The sequence below is a fragment of the Kineococcus halophytocola genome (genome assembly GCF_041276425.1).
GTDB lineage: Bacteria > Actinomycetota > Actinomycetes > Actinomycetales > Kineococcaceae > Kineococcus > Kineococcus halophytocola.
In genome coordinates this window covers 62,544-80,365 of record NZ_JBGFTU010000005.1, presented here as the reverse complement: position 1 = coordinate 80,365, position 17,822 = coordinate 62,544, and the positions used below count along the sequence as shown (strand labels likewise).

Below are 17,822 nucleotides of genomic sequence, written 5' to 3'. Positions count from 1 at the left end.
CGGTCAGCGCACCCCGCGTGAGGGCATCCTCAGTTCGCAACCGATCGGTGATCGGATGGGTTCCCCGAGCCGTTGTGGCCTGGATCACTCCCCGAGCGGGCGAGTCGCGCCGTCCTCGCCGCCCGCGCCGCCCGCGCCGCCCGCGCCGCCCGCGCCGGTCAGGCCCGGACGCGCCGGTGGGCCGTCACGAGCTGGAACAGGCCGAAGGCGATCACCCCCGCCGCGACCACGAGCAGCAGGACCACGCCGTAGGGCTGGGCCGCGATCTCGTGGAAGGCGGCGTCCAGCCCCCGCGACTTGCCCGTGTCCCCGGTGGCCGAGAGTGCGACCAGCACCCCCAGCACCGCGAAGGCGATGCCCCGGGCGAGCTTGCCGGCCTTCCCCAGCCGCCGCAGCGCCGGCGACAGCGACCCCTCGATCTTGTCCTCGAAGTCGCCCTTGAGGCCCTTCACCGCCGTGACGACACCGACGACCACGACGGCGACACCGACCAGGACGACGAGCACCGCCCCGCCGGGAGCCTCCAGGACGCGCTGGGTGAGGGTCTGCTGCTGGGAGGCCGAGGAGGACCCGCTCCCGGTGGCGAAGCGCACGCACGAGAAGCCCAGCGCGGCGGCGGCCACCCCCTTGACCACGGCCCGCAGCCGGTGGGACGTCTCGTCCTCGGTGACCACCTCCACGACCTGCCACAGCAGCAGGGCCGCGAAGCCGACCGCCAGGACCACCAGCAGCACCGACCCGAACGGCTGGGCGGCGATCTGGGCCATCGCCCCGCTGGAGTCCGCCGACGTCGAGGCCCCGCCGAGCGCGACCTGGGCCGCCAGCCAGCCGACGAGCAGGTAGACGACCCCCTCGGCCGCCACCCCGGCCCGGCCCACCAGCCGCAGACCGTGCTCGTGCCGCTGGGCGAACGCCTCGCCCCGACGGGCGTGCTCGCGGACCTGGGACCTCGCTGAATCCGGCATGGGAGCAGGGAAACGCCCCCGGCCGCGGCGCGCAACCGCTCGCGCGCCCGGCCCCGGGCGACCCCGCTCACCCCCGGCGCCCCGGGTCGTTAGCATCGGCGCACCCAGGAGCCGGAGCAGAGCAGGAGGCGTGGGCATGGCCCGCCACCCGACGCGCGGGGAGACCACCGACGGGCCCAAGACCCCGACCGTCTACGACGTGGCCGACCGCGCCGGCGTCTCGATCGCCACCGTCTCGCGGGTCCTGCGCACCCCCGACGCCGTGCGCGAGACCACCCGGGCGCGCGTCCTGGACGCCGTGCGCGACCTCGGCTACGTGCCCTCGGGCAACGCGCGGGCGCTCGCGGGCCGCAAGACCGGGGTCATCGGGCTGTGCTTCCCCGGTCACGACGGCCTGGAGGAGGCCGACCGGCCCGCGCCCGGGTCCGCCGCGGCCGGCGGGGTGCGGATCGTGGACGACCGCCGGCGCGGGGCGGGCTGGCAGAGCCCCAACCTGTACTTCGACGAGGTCCTGCGCGGGGCCGAGGTGGAGGCCTGGCGGCGGGGGTTCGCCCTCATGGTGGCCGCCGGGCGCGGCCCGGCGCGCGACGTCATCGTCAACGACATCGCCGGCCGGGTCGACGGTCTGGCCGTGCTGGCCCGCACGGTCTCCGACGACCTGCTCGTCCACGTGGCCCGGCGCCTGCCCGTCGTCGTGCTGGCCGACGCCGCCCGCACGGGGACGAACCCGCTGGCCGGGCTCGACCAGGTCAGCGTCGACAACGCGGCCGGGATGGCGGCCCTGGTGACGCACGTCGTGCGCGGGCTGGGGGTGCGCGACGTCGTCTACGTCGCGGGGCCGCCGGACTCCCCGGACGACGCCGAACGCCAGCGGGGGCTGTTCGCCGCGCTCGACGCGGTCGGTCTGGACCGCGCCGCGGTGCCCCACGTGCGCGGGGACTTCCGCCGCGACACCGCCGAGGCGGCCGTCACCGAGCTGCTGGCCCGCCGGGTGCCGCGGGCGCTGGTGTGCGCCAACGACCAGTCGGCCCTGGGGGCGATGGACGCGCTGGGGCGCCGGGGGCTGTCGGTGCCCGGCGACGTGTACGTCACGGGCTTCGACGGGCTGGACGTGGGGCGGTTCACCCAGCCGCCGCTGACCACGGTGGCCCAGCCGATGGCCGAGCTGGGCCGGGCCGCCGTGCGGGCCGTGGTGGCGCGGCTGGCCGACCCCGCCGCCGCGCCGCTGTCGGCCCGGCTGCCGGTCGAGGTGCTGCTGCGGGAGAGCTGCCCCCCGGTTGACACGTCGATGTAAGCGCATACGCTGACGTCCACGACGAACGTGGAGGTCGAGCGATGACGCTTCGGCAGGGACCGGCGCTGGGCCGCCGGGGGGTGCTGGCAGGGCTCGGTGCAGGAGCCGCCCTGGTGGGCACCGGACTGAGCGGTTGCAGCGTGCAGGTGCGCAGCCAACCCGATCCGACGATCGGGCAGGACACGATGCTCATCAACGCGGACAAGGGGAACCCGCTGTTCAACCGGGTCTTCAACCCCTACCTGGTGAACACCCGGACGGCGGCGAAGTGGATCTACGAACCGCTGGTCCTCGTCAACCCCCTCGACGGTGAGCAGATCCCGTGGCTCGCGCAGTCGTGGGAGCTGCCCGACGCCCGGACCATCGTGTTCACGCTGCGCGAGGCCGAGTGGAGCGACGGGGAACCGTTCACGGCCGCCGACGTCGTGTTCACCCTCGAGCTGCTCAAGGAGGTCCCGGCGCTGGACGCCAAGGGCGTGTGGCAGCACCTGGCCTCGGTGGAGGCCGACGGGGACCGCGTCGTGTGCCGGTTGCAGACCGACGACGTGCCCGCCCTGCCGATCATCGGGGCGACCTACCTCGTCCCGCAGCACCACTGGTCGCAGGTCGCCGACCCCGGTACCCACCGCGACGAGAACCCCGTCGGGACCGGCCCGTTCGTGCTGGGCAACTACAACTCCCAGCAGTACTCGATGGACAAGAACCCCCGGTACTGGCAGGCCGACAGCGTCGAGATCGAGCACCTGATCCTGCCCGCCACGAACGACCAGCTCGACACCGTCACCCGCGGCTACGACTGGAGCTACTCGTTCATCTCCGACGTGCAGGGCACGTGGGGGGCGGCCAGCCCGAGCAACCGCTGGTGGTTCCCGCCGGGCGGCATCATCGGCCTGCTGCCCAACCACACGGTCGCCCCGTTCGACGACGTCGACGTGCGCCGCGGGCTGTCGCTCGCGCTGGACCGGGCGCGGATCGCCGACGTGGCGACCGAGGGCTACATGCAGCCCGCGGGCCAGACCGGGCTCGTGCTCCCGAACCAGCAGGACTGGCTCGACCCCGACATCCCCGACGCGGGCATGATCACGCAGGACCGGGCCGCCGCGCTGGAGTCCTTCGCCCGCGCCGGGTACACCCTGCGCGACGGCAGGCTGCTCGACGCGGCGGGTGAGCAGTTCTCCTTCGCCCTCACCTCCGCCAACGGCTACACCGACTGGACGCGGGCCGCCCAGGAGGTCGCCGGGCAGCTCGGCGCCGTCGGCATCGACGTCAGCCTCCAGCTCCCGCAGCCGGCCGGGTACCAGGCGGCCATCGCCAACGGCGACTTCCAGGTCGCCCTCGGCGGGATGGGGGGCGGGGACGTGTTCCGCGCGTTCAACACCCTCATGTCCAGCGAGTTCAAGGTCGACGTCGGCACCTCGACGCAGGCGAACTACGAACGGTTCTCCGACCCGGAGGCCGACGCCCTCCTGCTGGAGTTCAAGTCCAGCACCGACCCCGCGGCCCAGCTCGCCGCGGCCCGGGGCCTGCAGCGACAGGTCTACGACGAGCTGCCCGCGATCGCGATGTACTACGGCGGGTTGTGGGGGCTCTACAACGACGCGAAGTTCGTCGGCTGGCCCTCCGAGGAGGACCCCTACATGGCCCCGCAGAACTACGACTCCGCGCCGCTGGGGATCTTCACGCGGCTGAAGCTGGCCGGAGGTGCGGCGTGAGCGTCCTGAACCCCACCGACACCGCACCGGCGCCGGCCGGGCGGACCGGCCGCGGGTCCTTCCCCGGCCGCTACCTGCTCGGACGGCTGGGGCTGTTCGTCCTCACCCTGTGGGCCGCCGTCACCGTCAACTTCGTCCTGCCCCGGCTCATGCCCGGCACGCCCGCGGACGCGGCCGTCGCCAAGCTGTCGCAGAACGGGCCCGTGAGCGAGGCCACCCGCGCCGCCATCGAGGCCCAGCTCGGGGTGCCGGACGGCAACCTGCTGGCGCAGTACGGCTCCTACCTGCGCCAGGTCGCGACCCTGGACTTCGGGGTGTCCTACACGTTCTACCCGCAGACCGTCTCCTCGATGGTCTCCCAGGCCCTGCCCTACACGCTGCTGCTCGTGGGGTTGGTCACGGTCCTGGCCTTCGCCATCGGCACCCTCATCGGCGTCCTGTCGGCGTGGAAGCGCGGGACCTGGCTGGACGCGCTGCCGACCCTGTCGGGCAGCTTCCTGTCGACGTTCCCGTACTTCTGGACGGCGCTGCTGCTGCTGTTCTTCCTCGGGTACGTCCTGCACTGGTTCCCCACGACCGGGGCCTACTCGGCCACCACGACGCCGGGGTTCAGCCTGGACTTCCTCGGGGACGCGCTGACCCACGCAGCGTTGCCGGCCATCACGATCCTGCTGACCTCCCTGGGCGGCTGGATCCTCGGGATGCGCAACGCCATGATCAACACCCTCGGCGACGACTACGTCACCTTCGCCGAGGCCAACGGCCTGCGCGGGCGGACCGTCGCCCTGCGCTACGCCGCCCGCAACGCGATCCTGCCGAACCTCACCGGTTTCGGCCTGGCCCTGGGCGGGGTCGTCGGCGGGTCCGTCCTCGTCGAGCAGGTGTTCGGGTACCCCGGCATCGGCTACCTGCTGTTCAACGCCGTCATCGGCCAGGACTACCCGCTGATGCAGGCGCTCTTCCTCATGATCACGGTCAGCGTGCTCGTCGCGAACTTCCTCGTCGACGTGCTCTACGGCCTCCTCGACCCGCGGACCCGGAGGTGAGCGGCGCGATGAGCGGAACGACCACCGGCACCTCGTCGGAACTCGACGTCCAGCACGCCCCCAGCACCTGGCGCAGCGCCGGCCGCGTCCTGGCGACGCTGTGGGACAACAAGAAGGCGCGCGTCGGGCTCGTCCTGCTCGCGTTCTTCCTCCTGCTCGCCCTCGCCGGGCCCCTCCTGGCCCCTCACGGCGCGAAGGACAACACGTTCGAGCGCAGCCAGGACGTCAGCGCCGCGCACTGGCTGGGCACCACGGCCGCCGGGGAGGACGTGCTGTCCCAGCTCGTCCACGGCGCCCGGATCAGCGTGCTCGTCGGGTTCACCGCCGGGCTGCTCGCCACGGCCGTCGCCGTGCTCGTCGGCCTGTCCTGGGGCTACACCCGCGGGTGGCTCGCCGAGGTCGTCGGGTTCGTCGTGAACCTGTTCCTCGTCATCCCCGGCCTGCCGTTCATGATCGTCATCGCGGCGTACCTGCAGAACGGCGGCATCACCGTCATCATCGCCGTCATCGTCATCACCGGGTGGGCCTGGGGCGCGCGCGTCCTGCGCTCGCAGACGCAGTCCCTGCGCTCGCGCGACTTCGTCGAGGCCGCCCGGTTCTCCGGCGACAGCGCCCCGCGCATCGTGTTCCGGGAGATCCTGCCGAACATGACCTCGCTCATCGCGGGCAGCTTCTTCGGCGCGGCGACCGCGGCGATCCTGGCCGAGGCGGGGCTGGAGTTCCTCGGCCTCGGTGACAGCTCCATCGTCAGCTGGGGCACGATGATCTACTGGGCGCAGAACTCCAGCGCCCTGCTCACGGGGCAGTGGGCGCTGCTGTTCGCCCCCGGTCTGTGCATCGCGCTGCTGGCCCTGTCCCTGACCCTCGTCAACTTCGGCGTCGACGCCGTGAGCAACCCGCGACTACGCGAGAGGTCGCGGACCCGGAAGGCGGACCGATGAGCACGCAGGCCACGAGCACCGGGACCCCGACCGCCCTGGGCGAGGAGCTGTTGCAGGTCCGCGACCTGTCCGTCGTCTACGAGTCGAACGGCCAGCAGGCCGTGCAGGCCGTCGACCACGTCTCCTTCGGGCTGCGCCGCGGGGAGTTCGTCGGGCTGGTCGGGGAATCGGGGTCGGGCAAGTCGACCCTGGGCTACGCGATCACCCGGCTGCAGAAACCCCCCGCCCGCACGAACGGGGGCCAGATCCTCTTCGGCGGCCAGGACGTCCGCGACCTCGACGAGGAGGGGTTGCGCCGGCAGCGCCAGGGCGGGTTCGCCATGGTCCTGCAGTCCGGCATGAACGCCCTGAACCCCGTGCGCCGGATCCGGGACCACTTCGCCGACATCTACCGCGCGCACGGCCACGTGCCGAAGCAGCGGTGGGAGGAGCGGTCGGGCGAACTGCTCGCCAAGGTCGAGCTGGACCCCAAGGTCCTGGACCGCTACCCCGGGGAGCTGTCCGGCGGGATGCGCCAGCGCGTGTCCATCGCCCTGGCCCTGTCCCTGGACCCCCAGCTCGTCGTGTTCGACGAACCCACCACGGCGCTGGACGTCCTCGTCCAGCACGCCGTCATGGACACCATCGTCGAGCTGCAGCGCACCGAGGGGTTCACCGCCGTCCTCATCAGCCACGACCTCGGGATCGTGCTGGAGGCGACCCAGCGGGTCCTGGTCATGCACGAGGGCCGCATCGTCGAGGACGCCCCCTCGCGCGAGGTGCTGCGGGCCCCGCAGGACGAGTACACGCGGATGCTGCTCAGCCACTACGCCGACCCGCGCGCGGAGACCGTCTCGCTGCCGGGGTTCGAGGACCGTTCGCTGCGCCCGCGCCCCGCCCCGCCCGCCGGGGGGTCGGCCGTCGTGGTCGAGGGCGCCTCCAAGACCTACCCGCCGCCGCGGCGCGGGGAGGCCGAGGTGCACGCCGTCTCCGACGTCTCCTTCACCCTCGAACCCGGGTCCGCGCTCGGCCTCGTCGGGGCCAGCGGGTCGGGCAAGTCGACGCTGGCCAAGATGGTGACCGGGGTCGAGGCGCCCACCGCCGGGTCGGTGCGCTTCGGCGACCTCGACGTCGGCCGCCTCAAGCGGCGGAACCTCAAGACGCTGCACCGCAGCGTACAGATGGTGTTCCAGGACCCCTACGCGGCCCTGAACCCCCTGCACACCGTGGAGTACGCCCTGACCCGGCCGGTGCTCAACCACACCGGCCGCCGGGGGGCCGACGCGCGCCGGCGGGTCCACGAACTGCTGGAGACGGTCGGGCTGACCCCGACCGGGCAGTTCGCCCAGAAGCTGCCGCACCAGCTCTCCGGCGGGCAGCGCCAGCGCGTGGTCATCGCCCGCGCCCTGGCCTGCGAACCCCAGGTCATCGTGGCCGACGAACCGGTCTCGATGCTCGACGTCACGCTGCGTGCGGGCGTCCTGGCGCTGCTGGAGGACCTGCGCGAACGCCTCGGGGTGTCCCTGCTCTACATCACCCACGACCTGCTCAGCGCCCGGCTCATCACCGACGACCTGCTCGTCCTGCACGAGGGTCGCGTCGTGGAGCGCGGTCCGACCGCCCAGGTGCTGCAGCACCCCACCCACCCGTACACGGTGTCCCTGCTGGACGCCGTCCTCAACCCGGCACGAGCCCGCCAGGAGTCCTGACATGCGCACCTTCCCCGACGGTTTCCTCTGGGGCGCGGCCACGGCCGCCCACCAGGTCGAGGGCGGCAACGTCGCCAGCAACTGGTGGCAGCACGAGCACGACCCGGCGCTGGCCGCGGCGTGGGGGATCGTGGAACCCTCCGGCGACGCCGCCGACAGCTACCACCGCTACCGCGAGGACATCAGGGTCCTGGCCGACCTGGGGCTGGGTTCCTACCGGTTCAGCATCGAGTGGGCCCGGATCGAACCCGAGCGCGGGGTCGTCTCCCGCGCCGCCGTCGACCACTACCGGCGGATGGTGGACACCTGCCGGGAGCTCGGCGTCGAACCCGTCGTGACGCTCATGCACTTCACGGTGCCCCGCTGGTTCGAGCGCGACGGGTTCTGGCGCGCCGAGGACGCCCCCGACCTGTTCGGCCGCTACGTCGAGGCCGCGCTGCCCGTGGTCCGGGACGTGGAGTGGATCTGCACGGTCAACGAGCCGAACATCGCCGCCATGCTCGCCGGCGGCGAGGACGCCTCCAACCTCGTCGCCCACGGCCTGCCGAACCCGGACCTGCACGTCGCCGACCAGCTCCTGGCCTCCCACGAGCGGGCCCGGGACGTGCTGTCGCAGCTCCCGCAGGCCAAGACGGGCTGGACCGTCGCCACCCAGGCGTTCAAGAGCACCGGTGAGCCCGGGGCGGACGACAAGGTCGCCGAGTACGGCCACCCGCGCGACGACTGGTACCTCGAGGCCGCCAAGGGCAACGACTTCGTCGGCGTCCAGGCCTACACCCGCACCTTCGTCGGCCCCGAGGGCCCGCTGCCGGTGCGCGAGGACGTCGAGACGACCCTGACGGGCTGGGAGTTCTACCCCCAGGCCGCCGCCGACGGGTTGCGCTCGGCGTGGGAGCTGACCGGCGGGGTGCCGTTGATGGTGACCGAGAACGGCATCGCCACGGCCGACGACACCCGCCGGATCGCCTACACGCAGGCGTCGCTGGAGGGGATCCACGACTGCCTGGCCGAGGGGATCGACGTGCGGGGGTACCTGCACTGGAGCCTGCTGGACAACTACGAGTGGGCCTCGGGCTACCGGCCCACGTTCGGGCTGGTCGCCTGGGACCGCGAGACGTTCGAGCGGACGCCCAAGCCCAGCGCGCACTGGTACGGCGGCGTGGCGCGGGCCAACGCGCTGCCCTGACGTCCGCCCGGGGTTCGCCTCGTTGGCCCCACGTGGCCGATCATCGGCCGCGTGGGGCCAACGAGGCGTCACCGCCGGCTGCGGGGCCTCAGCGGAACCGGCGCAACCGCAGCGAGTTCGTGACGACGAACACCGAGGAGAACGCCATCGCCGCCGCCGCGACGACGGGGTTCAGCAGCCCGGCCGCGGCCAGGGGGAGCGCGGCGACGTTGTAGGCGAAGGCCCAGAACAGGTTGCCGCGGATGGTCCCCAGGGTCGCCCGGGACAGCCGCACCGCGTCGACGGCGGCCGGCAGGTCGGCGCGCACCAGGGTCAGGTCCCCGGCCTCGACGGCCACGTCGGTCCCGCTGCCCAGGGCGATGCCCAGGTCGGCCGCGGCCAGCGCCGCGGCGTCGTTCACGCCGTCCCCGACGACCGCCACGACCTGGCCCCGCGCCTGCAGCGCCCGGACGTGGGCGAGCTTGTCTTCCGGGCCGGCCCCGGCGACGACGTCGTCGATGCCCACGGCCTCCGCGACGGTGCGCGCGGTGCGCTCGTGGTCACCGGTCAGCAGCACCGGGTGCAGGCCGAGGGCCCGGAACCCGGCGACGGCGTCGCGGCTCGTCGGGCGCACGGCGTCGGCGACGGCGAGCACCCCCGCGGGGTGCCCGTCCGCGGTCACGACGAGGACGGTGCGGCCCGCGGACTCGTGGTCCTCCAGCGCCGCCCGCAGCTCGGCCGGCAGCTCGCCCGCGGTCCAGTCCGGCCGGCCGACCCGCAGGGCCACGCCCTCGACCGTCCCGGCGATCCCGGCGCCCGCCGTGGCGACGACGTCCCTGGCCGGGGCCAGGGGGCCGGCCTCGCGAGCTGCGGCGGCGACGGCCCGGCCCACGGGGTGCTCGGAGGCGTCCTCCAGGGAGCCGGTGCGCCGCAGCAGGTCCGCGGCGTCGACCCCGGTGGCGGGGACGACGGCGGCCAGCGTCATCCGGCCCGTGGTGACGGTGCCGGTCTTGTCGAGCACGACGGTGTCGACGCGACGGGTCGCCTCCAGCGCCTCCGGGCCCTTGACGAGGATGCCGAGCTGGGCGCCCCGGCCGGTGCCGACGAGCAGCGCGGTGGGGGTGGCCAGCCCCAGGGCGCAGGGGCAGGCGATGACGAGGACGGCGACGGCGGTGGTCAGCGCGTGCGCCGCGCCCGCCCCGGCCAGCCACCACGCCGCGAACGTGATGAGCGCCCCGGCGAGCACGACGGGCACGAAGACGCCCGAGACGCGGTCGGCGAGGCGCTGGGCCGCGGCCTTGCCCGACTGCGCCTGCTCGACGGCGCGGCCGATGCGGGCCAGGGCGGTGTCGGCCCCGACGCGGGTGGCGCGCACGACGAGCCGCCCACCGGCGTTGACCGTCCCGCCGACGACGTCGTCACCGGCGGCCACCTCGACCGGCACGGACTCGCCCGTCACCACGGAGGCGTCGACCGCCGAACTGCCGTCGACCACCGTGCCGTCGGTGGCGACCGTCTCACCGGGCCGGACGACGAACTCGTCGCCGGGACGCAGGTCGGCCACGGGCACCCGGTGCTCGGCGCCGTCCCGCAGCACCCCGACGTCCTTGGCCCCCACGGCCAGCAGGGCGCGCAGCGCGGCCCCGGACCGGCGCCGGGCCCGGGCCTCCAGGTACCGGCCGGCGAGGACGAACACGGTGACGACGGCGGCGACCTCCAGGTACAGCTCGTCGCCGGTCGACCCCCAGAGCCGGAACTCCATGTGCATCCCCGGCATCCCGGCCTCGCCGAGGAACAGGGCCGCGACGGAGGTCAGCCAGGCGGCGGCGACGCCGATGCTCACGAGGGTGTCCATCGTGGCCGCGCCGTGCCGGGCGTTCACGACGGCGGCGCGGTGGAACGGGAACGCTCCCCACACCGCGACGGGGGAGGCCAGGGCGAACGCGAGCCACTGCCAGTTCGTGAACTGCAGGACCGGGACCATCGACAGCACCAGCACCGGCAGGGCCAGGGCGGCTGTCACGGCGAGCCGCCGGCCGAGTTCGGCGGTCACGGGGTCGTCCTGCACCGCAGCCGGTTCGGGGTCCGGCGCGGGTGCGGTGGCCGTGTACCCCGTCTTCTCGACGACGGCGATGGCCTCGGCCACGTCGGTGCCGGCCGGCAGCCGCACGGTGGCCTTCTCGGTCGCGTAGTTCACGCTGGCCTCGACGCCGGGCATGCGGTTGAGCTTCTTCTCGACGCGGTGCGCGCAGGAGGCGCAGGTCATCCCGCCGATGGTCAGTTCGACCGGGGCGACCCCGTCCACGGAGGGGCCGAGGGGGGCCGCCATCAGCGCACCAGCTCGTACCCCGCCTCGTCGACGGCGGCGGCGAGCGCCGCCGGGTCGAGGGGGGTGCTGGAGTCGACCGTGACGGTCGAGGTGCCGCCGGGGACGAGGTCGACGCGGACCGAGGCGACGCCGGGCAGCGCGGACACCTCCTCGGTGACCGCCGCCACGCAGTGCGCGCAGGTCATGCCAGTGACACCGAACTCCATCAGGACCTCACCAACCGCGCGATCGCCGCGCTCGCTTCCTTGATCTTCTCGTCGGCCACCGCGCCGCCCTCGGCGGCCGCGTGAGCGACGCAGTGCCCGAGGTGGTCGTCCAGCAGCGACAGGGCCACGGCCTGCAGGGCCTTCGTCGCCGCCGAGACCTGGGTGAGGACGTCGATGCAGTAGGCGTCCTCCTCGACCATGCGCTGCAGTCCGCGCACCTGGCCCTCGACGCGGCGCAACCGCTTGAGGACCTCGTCCTTCTCCCCGGCGTAGCCCGGTCCGTGCTCCATACCTCCTTGGTACCCCTCCGGGGTACGTGATGCAACCCCTACCCCCTACGGGTACCCGGGCACCCCCGGCCAGGGGTGACACTGGAGGACGTGCCGAGCACCCTGCCCGACGGCGAGACCGTCCCCACCGACGGCGCCCTGCCGCCCGAGGCCCTCGCCGGGGCCGGCGACCGCACCTTCGGCGTCTACCTGCACGTCCCGTTCTGCGCCGTCCGCTGCGGCTACTGCGACTTCAACACCTACACGGCCACCGAGCTCGGCGGTGGCGCCTCCCAGGCCGCCTACGCCCGGACGGCGACGGCCGAGGTGAGGCTGGCCGCGCGCGTGCTGGGGGACCGCGGGGACACGCTGCGCCCGGCCGGGACGGTGTTCTTCGGCGGCGGCACCCCCACGCTGCTGCCCGCCGACGACCTCGCCACGATGCTCACCGCCGTCCGCGAGGAGTTCGGCCTCGCCCCCGGCGCGGAGGTCACGACGGAGGCCAATCCCGACTCCGTGACGCCCGAGGGGCTCGCGACGCTGCGCGAGGCCGGGTTCACCCGCGTCTCCTTCGGGATGCAGTCGGCCGTCCCGCACGTCCTGGCCGTCCTGGAGCGCACGCACGACCCCGCCCGCGTCCCGCTCGCCGTCCGCTGGGCGCGCGAGGCCGGTCTCGACGTCAGCCTCGACCTCATCTACGGCACGCCGGGGGAGTCCGTGGACGACCTGCGCGCCAGCCTGGACGCCGCCCTGGCCTGCGACCCCGACCACGTCTCGGCCTACGCCCTCATCGTGGAACAGGGCACCAAGCTCGCCGCCCAGATGCGCCGCGGGGAGGTCCCCGAACCCTCCGACGACGACGAGGCCGACAAGTACGAGGTCCTCGACGACACCCTCACCGCCGCCGGGTACGGCTGGTACGAGGTGAGCAACTGGGCCCGCGGGCCGCAGTTCGCCTGCCGGCACAACCTCGCCTACTGGCGCGGCGGGGACTGGTGGGGGATCGGACCCGGCGCGCACAGCCACGTCGGCGGCGTGCGGTGGTGGAACGTCAAGCACCCCAGCGCCTACGCGGGCCGGCTGGACGCCGGGACGTCCCCCGCCCACGCCCGCGAACGCCTCTCGGACGAGGACCGCCGGGTGGAGGACGTGCTGCTGCGCTCCCGGCTCGCCGAGGGGTTCGACCCGGCGTGGTGGGGCGTGCGGCCGCAGGCGGCCCAGCTCCTGCTCGACGGGCTGCTCGCCCCCGCCGCCGGGGGCCGGGTCGCGCTGACCCGGCGGGGGCGGTTGCTGGCCGACGCGGTGGTGCGGCGGCTGCTGGACTGACCGGCGCCGGTAGCGTGCGGCGCATGGACCTCGGGCTCAGCGTCGGCTACCTCACCGGCCCGGTCGGGCCCGCCGCCGCGCGGGCGCTGGAGCTCACGCGCGCGGCGGAGGACGCCGGGTTCGCCTCGGTGTGGGTCGCGGAGGCCTACGGCACCGACGCGGTCAGCGTGCTCGGCTGGCTGGCCGGGCAGACACGCCGGATCGGCCTGGGGTCGGCGGTCCTGCAGGTCCCCGCCCGGGCCGCCGCCTCGACCGCGATGACGGCCGCGACGCTGGACGGGCTGTCCGGCGGGCGGTTCCGCCTGGGCCTGGGGGTGTCCGGACCGCAGGTCGCCGAGGGCTGGTACGGCCAGCCGTTCGCCAAACCCCTGGCCCGCACGCGCGAGTACGTCGCCCTCGTCCGGCAGCTGCTGGCCCGGCAGGACTCGACGTTCACGGGGGAGCACCTCACGCTGCCGCTGCCGGGCGGGCCCGGCGTCCCGCTGAAGCTCATGCAACTGCCGCCGCGGGCGGACCTGCCGATCCACCTCGCCGCGGTGGGGCCCCGGAACGTGGAACTGGCGGGGGAGATCGCCGACGGCTGGCTGCCTTCGTTCCTCGTGCCGGAGAACGCCGCCGAGTCCACCGACCGGCTCGCCGCGGGGTTCGCGCGCCGGGCGAGCCCCCCGGAGCGGTTCGAGGTGACGGCCTCGGTGCCGTTCGTCCTGACCGACGCCACCGGGGAGGACCGGGCCCGCGCGGAACTCCCCGTCCGCCGGCTCATCGCGCTCTACGTCGGAGGGATGGGGTCGAAGGAGGCGAACTTCTACGCCGACCTGGGCCGCCGCCTGGGGTTCGGCGAGGCCGTCGACGCCGTGCAGGACCTCTACCTGGCTGGGCGCAAGGACGAAGCGGTGCAACGGGTCCCGGCCGGTCTGGTGGAGGCGACGAGCCTGGTCGGGTCCGCCGACGCGGTGCGCCGGCGGCTCGCGGACTACGAGCGCGCCGGCGTCACGACCGTCGCGCTGGTCCCCCTCGGTGCCGACGCCGAGGGCGACCTGCGCGCGGTGGCGTGAACCTCAGCGCACCAGGCGGAAGATCAGCGGGTAGCGGTAGACCTCGCCCCGGTTCGCGGCGACGGCCGCCAGGATCGTGAACACGAGGAAAACGACGGCCGGGATCCAGGCCACGAAGAAGAAGATGGCCCCGATCCCCAGCGTCACGAGCGTGAACACGCCCAGGACGAGGCCCAGCACCAGTTCGTAGACGATGAGCGAGATCGTCATGTTCAGCGCCTCGGCGCTGTGCCCGCGCACGAAACCGCTGCGGTCCTTGAAGACCAGGAAGACGATGAGCGGGCCGAGGAACGGCAACCCGACGAACGTCGCGGCGATCGCGGACAGGTGCCCGAACATCCCCCACATCCGCTCGTCGGACGGCGGCATCGGCACGGGGGCGTACGGCGGCTGCTGGGGGTACGGCGGTTGGCTCACGAGGTCGATCCTCCCGGTTCGTTCAGCGGTCCGCCAGGTCGGCGGTGACGAAGTCGACGAGTTCCTCCACCCGGCCCAGCAGGGCCGGTTCGAGGTCGGCGTAGGTGCGGACCGTGCCCAGGATCTTCTTCCACCCGTGGGCGACGTCGGCCTGCGTGGCGTGCGGCCAGCCCAGCTCGGCGAGGATGCCGTGCTTCCAGTCCTGACCCTTGGGGATGGTGGGCCAGGTCGTCCAGCCCAGCCGCTGCGGGCGGACCGACTGCCAGACGTCGATGAACGGGTGCCCCAGGACGAGGACGTGCGGGCTGGTGGCGACCTTCGCGACGATGCGCGACTCCTTCGACCCCGGCACGAGGTGGTCGACGAGGACGCCGATGCGCCGCCCGGGGCGGGGGCCGAAGGCGCGGATGGCGGCGTCGAGGTCGTCGACGCCGTCGAGCATCTCGACCACGACGCCCTCGACGCGCAGGTCGTCGCCCCACACCTTCTCCACGAGCTCGGCGTCGTGGCGGCCCTCGACGAGGATCCGGGAGGCGCGCGCGGTGCGGGCGGCCGCCCCGGTGACGGCGACCGAGCCGCTGGCGGTACGGGCCGGGCGGGCCGGGCCGGCGCTCGTGGGCGCGACGAGGCGGACCGGCTGGCCCTCGACCCAGAACCCCGGGCCGAGGGGGAAGGTGCGGGTGCGTCCCTTGGCGTCCTCCAGGACGACGACGTGGACGCCGCCGCTCTTCTCCACCCGCACCACGGCGCCGACCCAGCCGGTGTCGACGTCCTCGACGACCAGGCCGCGCACGGCCGGCTCGTCGCGGTGCACGGGCCGGGGGCGGGTGCGGGCGTGCGGGTCCGAGGACAGCACGTCGGTGCCGTACCGGTCGTGGGAGCGGCCGTCGGTGCGGGGCGTGGGGCTCACCCGCGGCACGCTAACGAGCGATCCGTGCCGCGGGGTGGAGGCGCGGCCGGGACGCACGTCCTAGACTTGGCACTCACGCGCCAGGAGTGCCAACGTGCGTGCCGGAGCCGAGCACGGGAGGGGTGGATGAGCGACGACCGCAGGCTCGCGGTGCTGCGGGCCATCGTGGAAGACTACGTCTCCAGCCACGAACCCGTCGGGTCCAAGGCGCTGGTCGAGCGCCACCAGCTCGGGGTGTCCCCGGCCACGATCCGCAACGACATGGCCGTGCTGGAGGACGAGGGGTACATCACCCAGCCGCACACCAGCGCCGGGCGCATCCCCACGGACAAGGGCTACCGCCTCTTCGTCGACCGCCTCGCCAACGTCAAACCCATGACGCCGGCCGAGAAGCGCGCCATCGAGACGTTCCTGCACGGGGCCGACGACCTCGACGACGTCGTGGACCGGACCGTGCGGCTGCTGGCCTCGCTGACGCGCCAGGCCGCCGTCGTGCAGTACCCCTCGCTCTCGCGCGCCAGCGTGCGCCACGTCGAGCTCGTCGGCGTCGGCGGGCGCAGCGCCCTGCTGGTCCTCATCACCGACTCCGGCCGCGTCGAGCAGCGCGTCCTGGACGTCCGCTCGGCCGTCGACGTCGAGACGCTCGGGGTCTCCCTGGCCGCCCTGCGCACGCGGGTCAACGCCTCCGTCGCGGGCAAGCGGCTGCGCGAGGCCCGCGACGCGCTGACCGACCTCGTCCAGCAGACACCGCCGGCCGACATCGCCATCGCCGCGGAGGTGGCCGCCTCCCTGGGGGACTGCCTGACGGCCTCCCTGGAGGAGCGCGTGGTCATCGCGGGCACGTCGAACCTGGTCAAGTCCGGGGCGGACCTGTCGCTGTCGCTGGGCAGCGTCCTGGAGGCCCTGGAGGAGCACGTCGTCCTGCTGCGGCTCGTGCAGGAGCTGGCCGAGGAGGACCTCGGCGAGCGCGGGGGCCTCAGCGTCCGGATCGGCGCGGAGAACCTGCACCTGGGCCTGGACGGGACCTCCGTGGTCACCACCGGCTACGGCGGCGAGGCGGTCCTGGCCCGCCTCGGCGTCCTGGGCCCCACGCGCATGGACTACCCGACGACCATGGCCGCGGTGCGAGCGGTCTCGCGCTACGTCTCGCGGATCCTCGCCTCGTGAACCGGCGGCGGACCCTCCAGTGACCAGCACCCGGAAGAGAACCGACAGGAGAACCCCGACCTCGTGAGCGACTACTACGACGTCCTGGGCGTCTCCCGCGACGCCTCCACGGAGGACATCAAGCGCGCGTACCGCAAGCTCGCGCGCAAGCTGCACCCCGACGTCAACCCCGACGCGGGGGAGCAGTTCAAGGAGGTCTCCCAGGCCTACGAGACGCTGTCCAACCCCGACAAGCGCTCGGCCTACGACCGGGGCGGGTCCGTGCCCGGCGGTGCGGGTGCCGGCTTCGGGGCCGGGTTCGGCTTCTCGGACATCATGGACGCGTTCTTCGGCCAGGGCGGCGGGGGCGGTCGCGGTCCCGGCCCGGCCAGCCGCACCCAGCGCGGCCAGGACGCCCTCATCCGCGTCGACGTCGACCTCGCCGAGGCGGCCTTCGGCGGCGAGCGCTCCATCCAGGTCGACACCGCGATCCTGTGCCCGACGTGCAAGGGGTCCTGCTGCCAGCCCGGCACCAGCCCCGCCACCTGCGACATCTGCCACGGGCAGGGCTCGGTCCAGCGCGTCGTCCGCTCCCTGCTCGGGCAGGTCATGACGCAGCAGCCGTGCCCGACGTGCCGCGGGTTCGGCACCGTGCTGCCCTCGCCGTGCCTGGAGTGCTCCGGGGAGGGCCGCGTCCGCGCCCGTCGCCCCCTGACCATCCGGGTCCCCGCCGGCGTCGACACCGGCACCCGTATCCAGCTCGCCTCCCAGGGCGAGGTCGGCACGGCCGGTGGTCCTCCCGGGGACCTGTACGTGGAGATCCACGAGCGCCCGCACCCGGTGTTCTCCCGTTCCGGGGACGACCTGCTGTGCACGTTGCAGGTGCCGATGACCGCCGCCGCGCTCGGGGCGAGCATCCCGCTGGAGACCCTCGACGGCGACGAGGAGGTCGACGTCCGTCCCGGCGCCCAGGCCGGGGAGGTCGTGACCTTGAAGCAGAAGGGCGCCGAGCACCTGCGCGCCCAGGGCCGCGGCGACCTGCTCATCACCCTGGAGGTCCTCACCCCGCGCGACCTCGACGAGGAGCAGGAGGAGCTGCTGCGCCGCCTGGCCGAGCTGCGCGGGGAGGTCCGGCCCGCCGGGAAGCTGTCCGAGACGCACCAGGGCGTCTTCTCCAAGCTGCGCGACCGGTTCTCCGGGCGCTGAGGCGCCCCGCACCGGGTGACCGGGGTGACCGGGCGGTGACCGGTCACCCCGGTCACCGCCCGGTTCCCGCGGCGGTGGGGGCCCCGGGTACGGTGCCCGTGCTCCGGCGGTGCCGTCGGGGGACGACACCGCCCGGCCCGGAGGAGA

General features: G+C 74.1%; 16 protein-coding genes. 10 read left to right on the top strand and 6 right to left on the bottom strand.

Annotated features, from left to right (window positions below):
• Positions 1-158: 158 nt before the first annotated feature.
• The gene (locus AB2L27_RS05560; RefSeq protein ID WP_370440481.1) at positions 159-965 is read right to left on the bottom strand and encodes a DUF1206 domain-containing protein; all 807 of its coding nucleotides are present in this window, start codon (positions 963-965) and stop codon (positions 159-161) included.
• A gap of 136 nt (positions 966-1,101) precedes the next feature.
• Between AB2L27_RS05560 and AB2L27_RS05555 the strand changes: the two genes are divergently transcribed.
• From AB2L27_RS05555 to AB2L27_RS05530, 6 genes are all read left to right on the top strand, one after another.
• Entirely contained in the window at positions 1,102-2,259 is a 1,158-nt protein-coding gene (locus AB2L27_RS05555; RefSeq protein WP_370440480.1) for a LacI family DNA-binding transcriptional regulator, read from the top strand.
• 113 nt (positions 2,260-2,372) lie between these two features.
• Entirely contained in the window at positions 2,373-3,971 is a 1,599-nt protein-coding gene (locus AB2L27_RS05550) for an ABC transporter substrate-binding protein (RefSeq protein ID WP_370440479.1), read from the top strand.
• Positions 3,972-4,045: 74 nt separating this feature from the next.
• Positions 4,046-5,017, top strand: coding sequence for an ABC transporter permease (locus AB2L27_RS05545; RefSeq protein ID WP_370440597.1), 972 nt, complete (start codon positions 4,046-4,048; stop codon positions 5,015-5,017).
• An 8-nt stretch (positions 5,018-5,025) separates the two neighbouring features.
• Entirely contained in the window at positions 5,026-5,958 is a 933-nt protein-coding gene (locus tag AB2L27_RS05540) for an ABC transporter permease (RefSeq protein ID WP_370440478.1), read from the top strand.
• Positions 5,955-7,646 (top strand): ABC transporter ATP-binding protein, encoded by a 1,692-nt coding sequence (locus tag AB2L27_RS05535; protein WP_370440477.1) that lies wholly within the window; start codon positions 5,955-5,957, stop codon positions 7,644-7,646. Before AB2L27_RS05540 ends, AB2L27_RS05535 begins: the two co-directional genes overlap by 4 nt.
• Position 7,647: 1 nt before the next feature.
• Entirely contained in the window at positions 7,648-8,832 is a 1,185-nt protein-coding gene (locus AB2L27_RS05530) for a glycoside hydrolase family 1 protein (protein ID WP_370440476.1), read from the top strand.
• Positions 8,833-8,920: 88 nt separating this feature from the next.
• Here AB2L27_RS05530 and AB2L27_RS05525 read toward each other — a convergent pair whose 3' ends face one another.
• From AB2L27_RS05525 to AB2L27_RS05515, 3 genes are read right to left on the bottom strand one after another with little or no spacing between them, the layout of a single operon-like run.
• Positions 8,921-11,140 (bottom strand): heavy metal translocating P-type ATPase, encoded by a 2,220-nt coding sequence (locus AB2L27_RS05525; RefSeq protein ID WP_370440475.1) that lies wholly within the window; start codon positions 11,138-11,140, stop codon positions 8,921-8,923.
• On the bottom strand, positions 11,140-11,346 hold the full coding sequence (locus AB2L27_RS05520; RefSeq protein ID WP_370440474.1) for a heavy-metal-associated domain-containing protein: 207 nt from the start codon (positions 11,344-11,346) through the stop codon (positions 11,140-11,142). The genes AB2L27_RS05525 and AB2L27_RS05520 overlap by 1 nt, the downstream gene beginning before the upstream one ends.
• The gene (locus tag AB2L27_RS05515; protein WP_370440473.1) at positions 11,346-11,636 is read right to left on the bottom strand and encodes a metal-sensitive transcriptional regulator; all 291 of its coding nucleotides are present in this window, start codon (positions 11,634-11,636) and stop codon (positions 11,346-11,348) included. Before AB2L27_RS05515 ends, AB2L27_RS05520 begins: the two co-directional genes overlap by 1 nt.
• A 90-nt stretch (positions 11,637-11,726) precedes the next feature.
• Between AB2L27_RS05515 and hemW the strand changes: the two genes are divergently transcribed.
• Both hemW and AB2L27_RS05505 read left to right on the top strand, forming a co-directional pair.
• Positions 11,727-12,941 (top strand): radical SAM family heme chaperone HemW, encoded by a 1,215-nt coding sequence (gene hemW, locus AB2L27_RS05510; RefSeq protein WP_370440472.1) that lies wholly within the window; start codon positions 11,727-11,729, stop codon positions 12,939-12,941.
• 23 nt (positions 12,942-12,964) lie between these two features.
• Entirely contained in the window at positions 12,965-13,996 is a 1,032-nt protein-coding gene (locus tag AB2L27_RS05505; RefSeq protein WP_370440471.1) for an LLM class F420-dependent oxidoreductase, read from the top strand.
• Between the two features lie 3 nt (positions 13,997-13,999).
• Here the strand turns inward: AB2L27_RS05505 and AB2L27_RS05500 are convergent, their stop codons facing one another.
• On the bottom strand, positions 14,000-14,413 hold the full coding sequence (locus tag AB2L27_RS05500) for a DUF4870 domain-containing protein (protein WP_370440470.1): 414 nt from the start codon (positions 14,411-14,413) through the stop codon (positions 14,000-14,002).
• Positions 14,414-14,435: 22 nt separating this feature from the next.
• Entirely contained in the window at positions 14,436-15,323 is an 888-nt protein-coding gene (locus AB2L27_RS05495; protein ID WP_370440469.1) for a DUF3097 domain-containing protein, read from the bottom strand.
• A gap of 126 nt (positions 15,324-15,449) precedes the next feature.
• Here AB2L27_RS05495 and hrcA point away from each other — a divergent pair, with 126 nt between their 5' ends.
• Both hrcA and dnaJ read left to right on the top strand, forming a co-directional pair.
• Positions 15,450-16,490 (top strand): heat-inducible transcriptional repressor HrcA, encoded by a 1,041-nt coding sequence (hrcA, locus tag AB2L27_RS05490; protein ID WP_370440468.1) that lies wholly within the window; start codon positions 15,450-15,452, stop codon positions 16,488-16,490.
• Between the two features lie 63 nt (positions 16,491-16,553).
• A complete protein-coding gene (gene dnaJ, locus AB2L27_RS05485; protein WP_370440467.1) occupies positions 16,554-17,675 on the top strand; it encodes a molecular chaperone DnaJ in 1,122 nt (373 codons plus the stop codon).
• The last annotated feature ends 147 nt before the right edge of the window (positions 17,676-17,822 follow it).

Bases quoted from the DNA above. Each gene is read 5' to 3' on its own strand.
- AB2L27_RS05560 (WP_370440481.1), bottom strand. From the start codon at position 965: ATGCCGGATTCAGCGAGGTCCCAGGTCCGCGAGCACGCCCGTCGGGGC.
- AB2L27_RS05555 (WP_370440480.1), top strand. From the start codon at position 1,102: ATGGCCCGCCACCCGACGCGCGGGGAGACCACCGACGGGCCCAAGACC.
- AB2L27_RS05540 (WP_370440478.1), top strand. From the start codon at position 5,026: ATGAGCGGAACGACCACCGGCACCTCGTCGGAACTCGACGTCCAGCAC.
- AB2L27_RS05535 (WP_370440477.1), top strand. From the start codon at position 5,955: ATGAGCACGCAGGCCACGAGCACCGGGACCCCGACCGCCCTGGGCGAG.
- AB2L27_RS05530 (WP_370440476.1), top strand. From the start codon at position 7,648: ATGCGCACCTTCCCCGACGGTTTCCTCTGGGGCGCGGCCACGGCCGCC.
- AB2L27_RS05525 (WP_370440475.1), bottom strand. From the start codon at position 11,140: ATGGCGGCCCCCCTCGGCCCCTCCGTGGACGGGGTCGCCCCGGTCGAA.
- AB2L27_RS05520 (WP_370440474.1), bottom strand. From the start codon at position 11,346: ATGGAGTTCGGTGTCACTGGCATGACCTGCGCGCACTGCGTGGCGGCG.
- AB2L27_RS05515 (WP_370440473.1), bottom strand. From the start codon at position 11,636: ATGGAGCACGGACCGGGCTACGCCGGGGAGAAGGACGAGGTCCTCAAG.
- AB2L27_RS05505 (WP_370440471.1), top strand. From the start codon at position 12,965: ATGGACCTCGGGCTCAGCGTCGGCTACCTCACCGGCCCGGTCGGGCCC.
- hrcA (WP_370440468.1), top strand. From the start codon at position 15,450: ATGAGCGACGACCGCAGGCTCGCGGTGCTGCGGGCCATCGTGGAAGAC.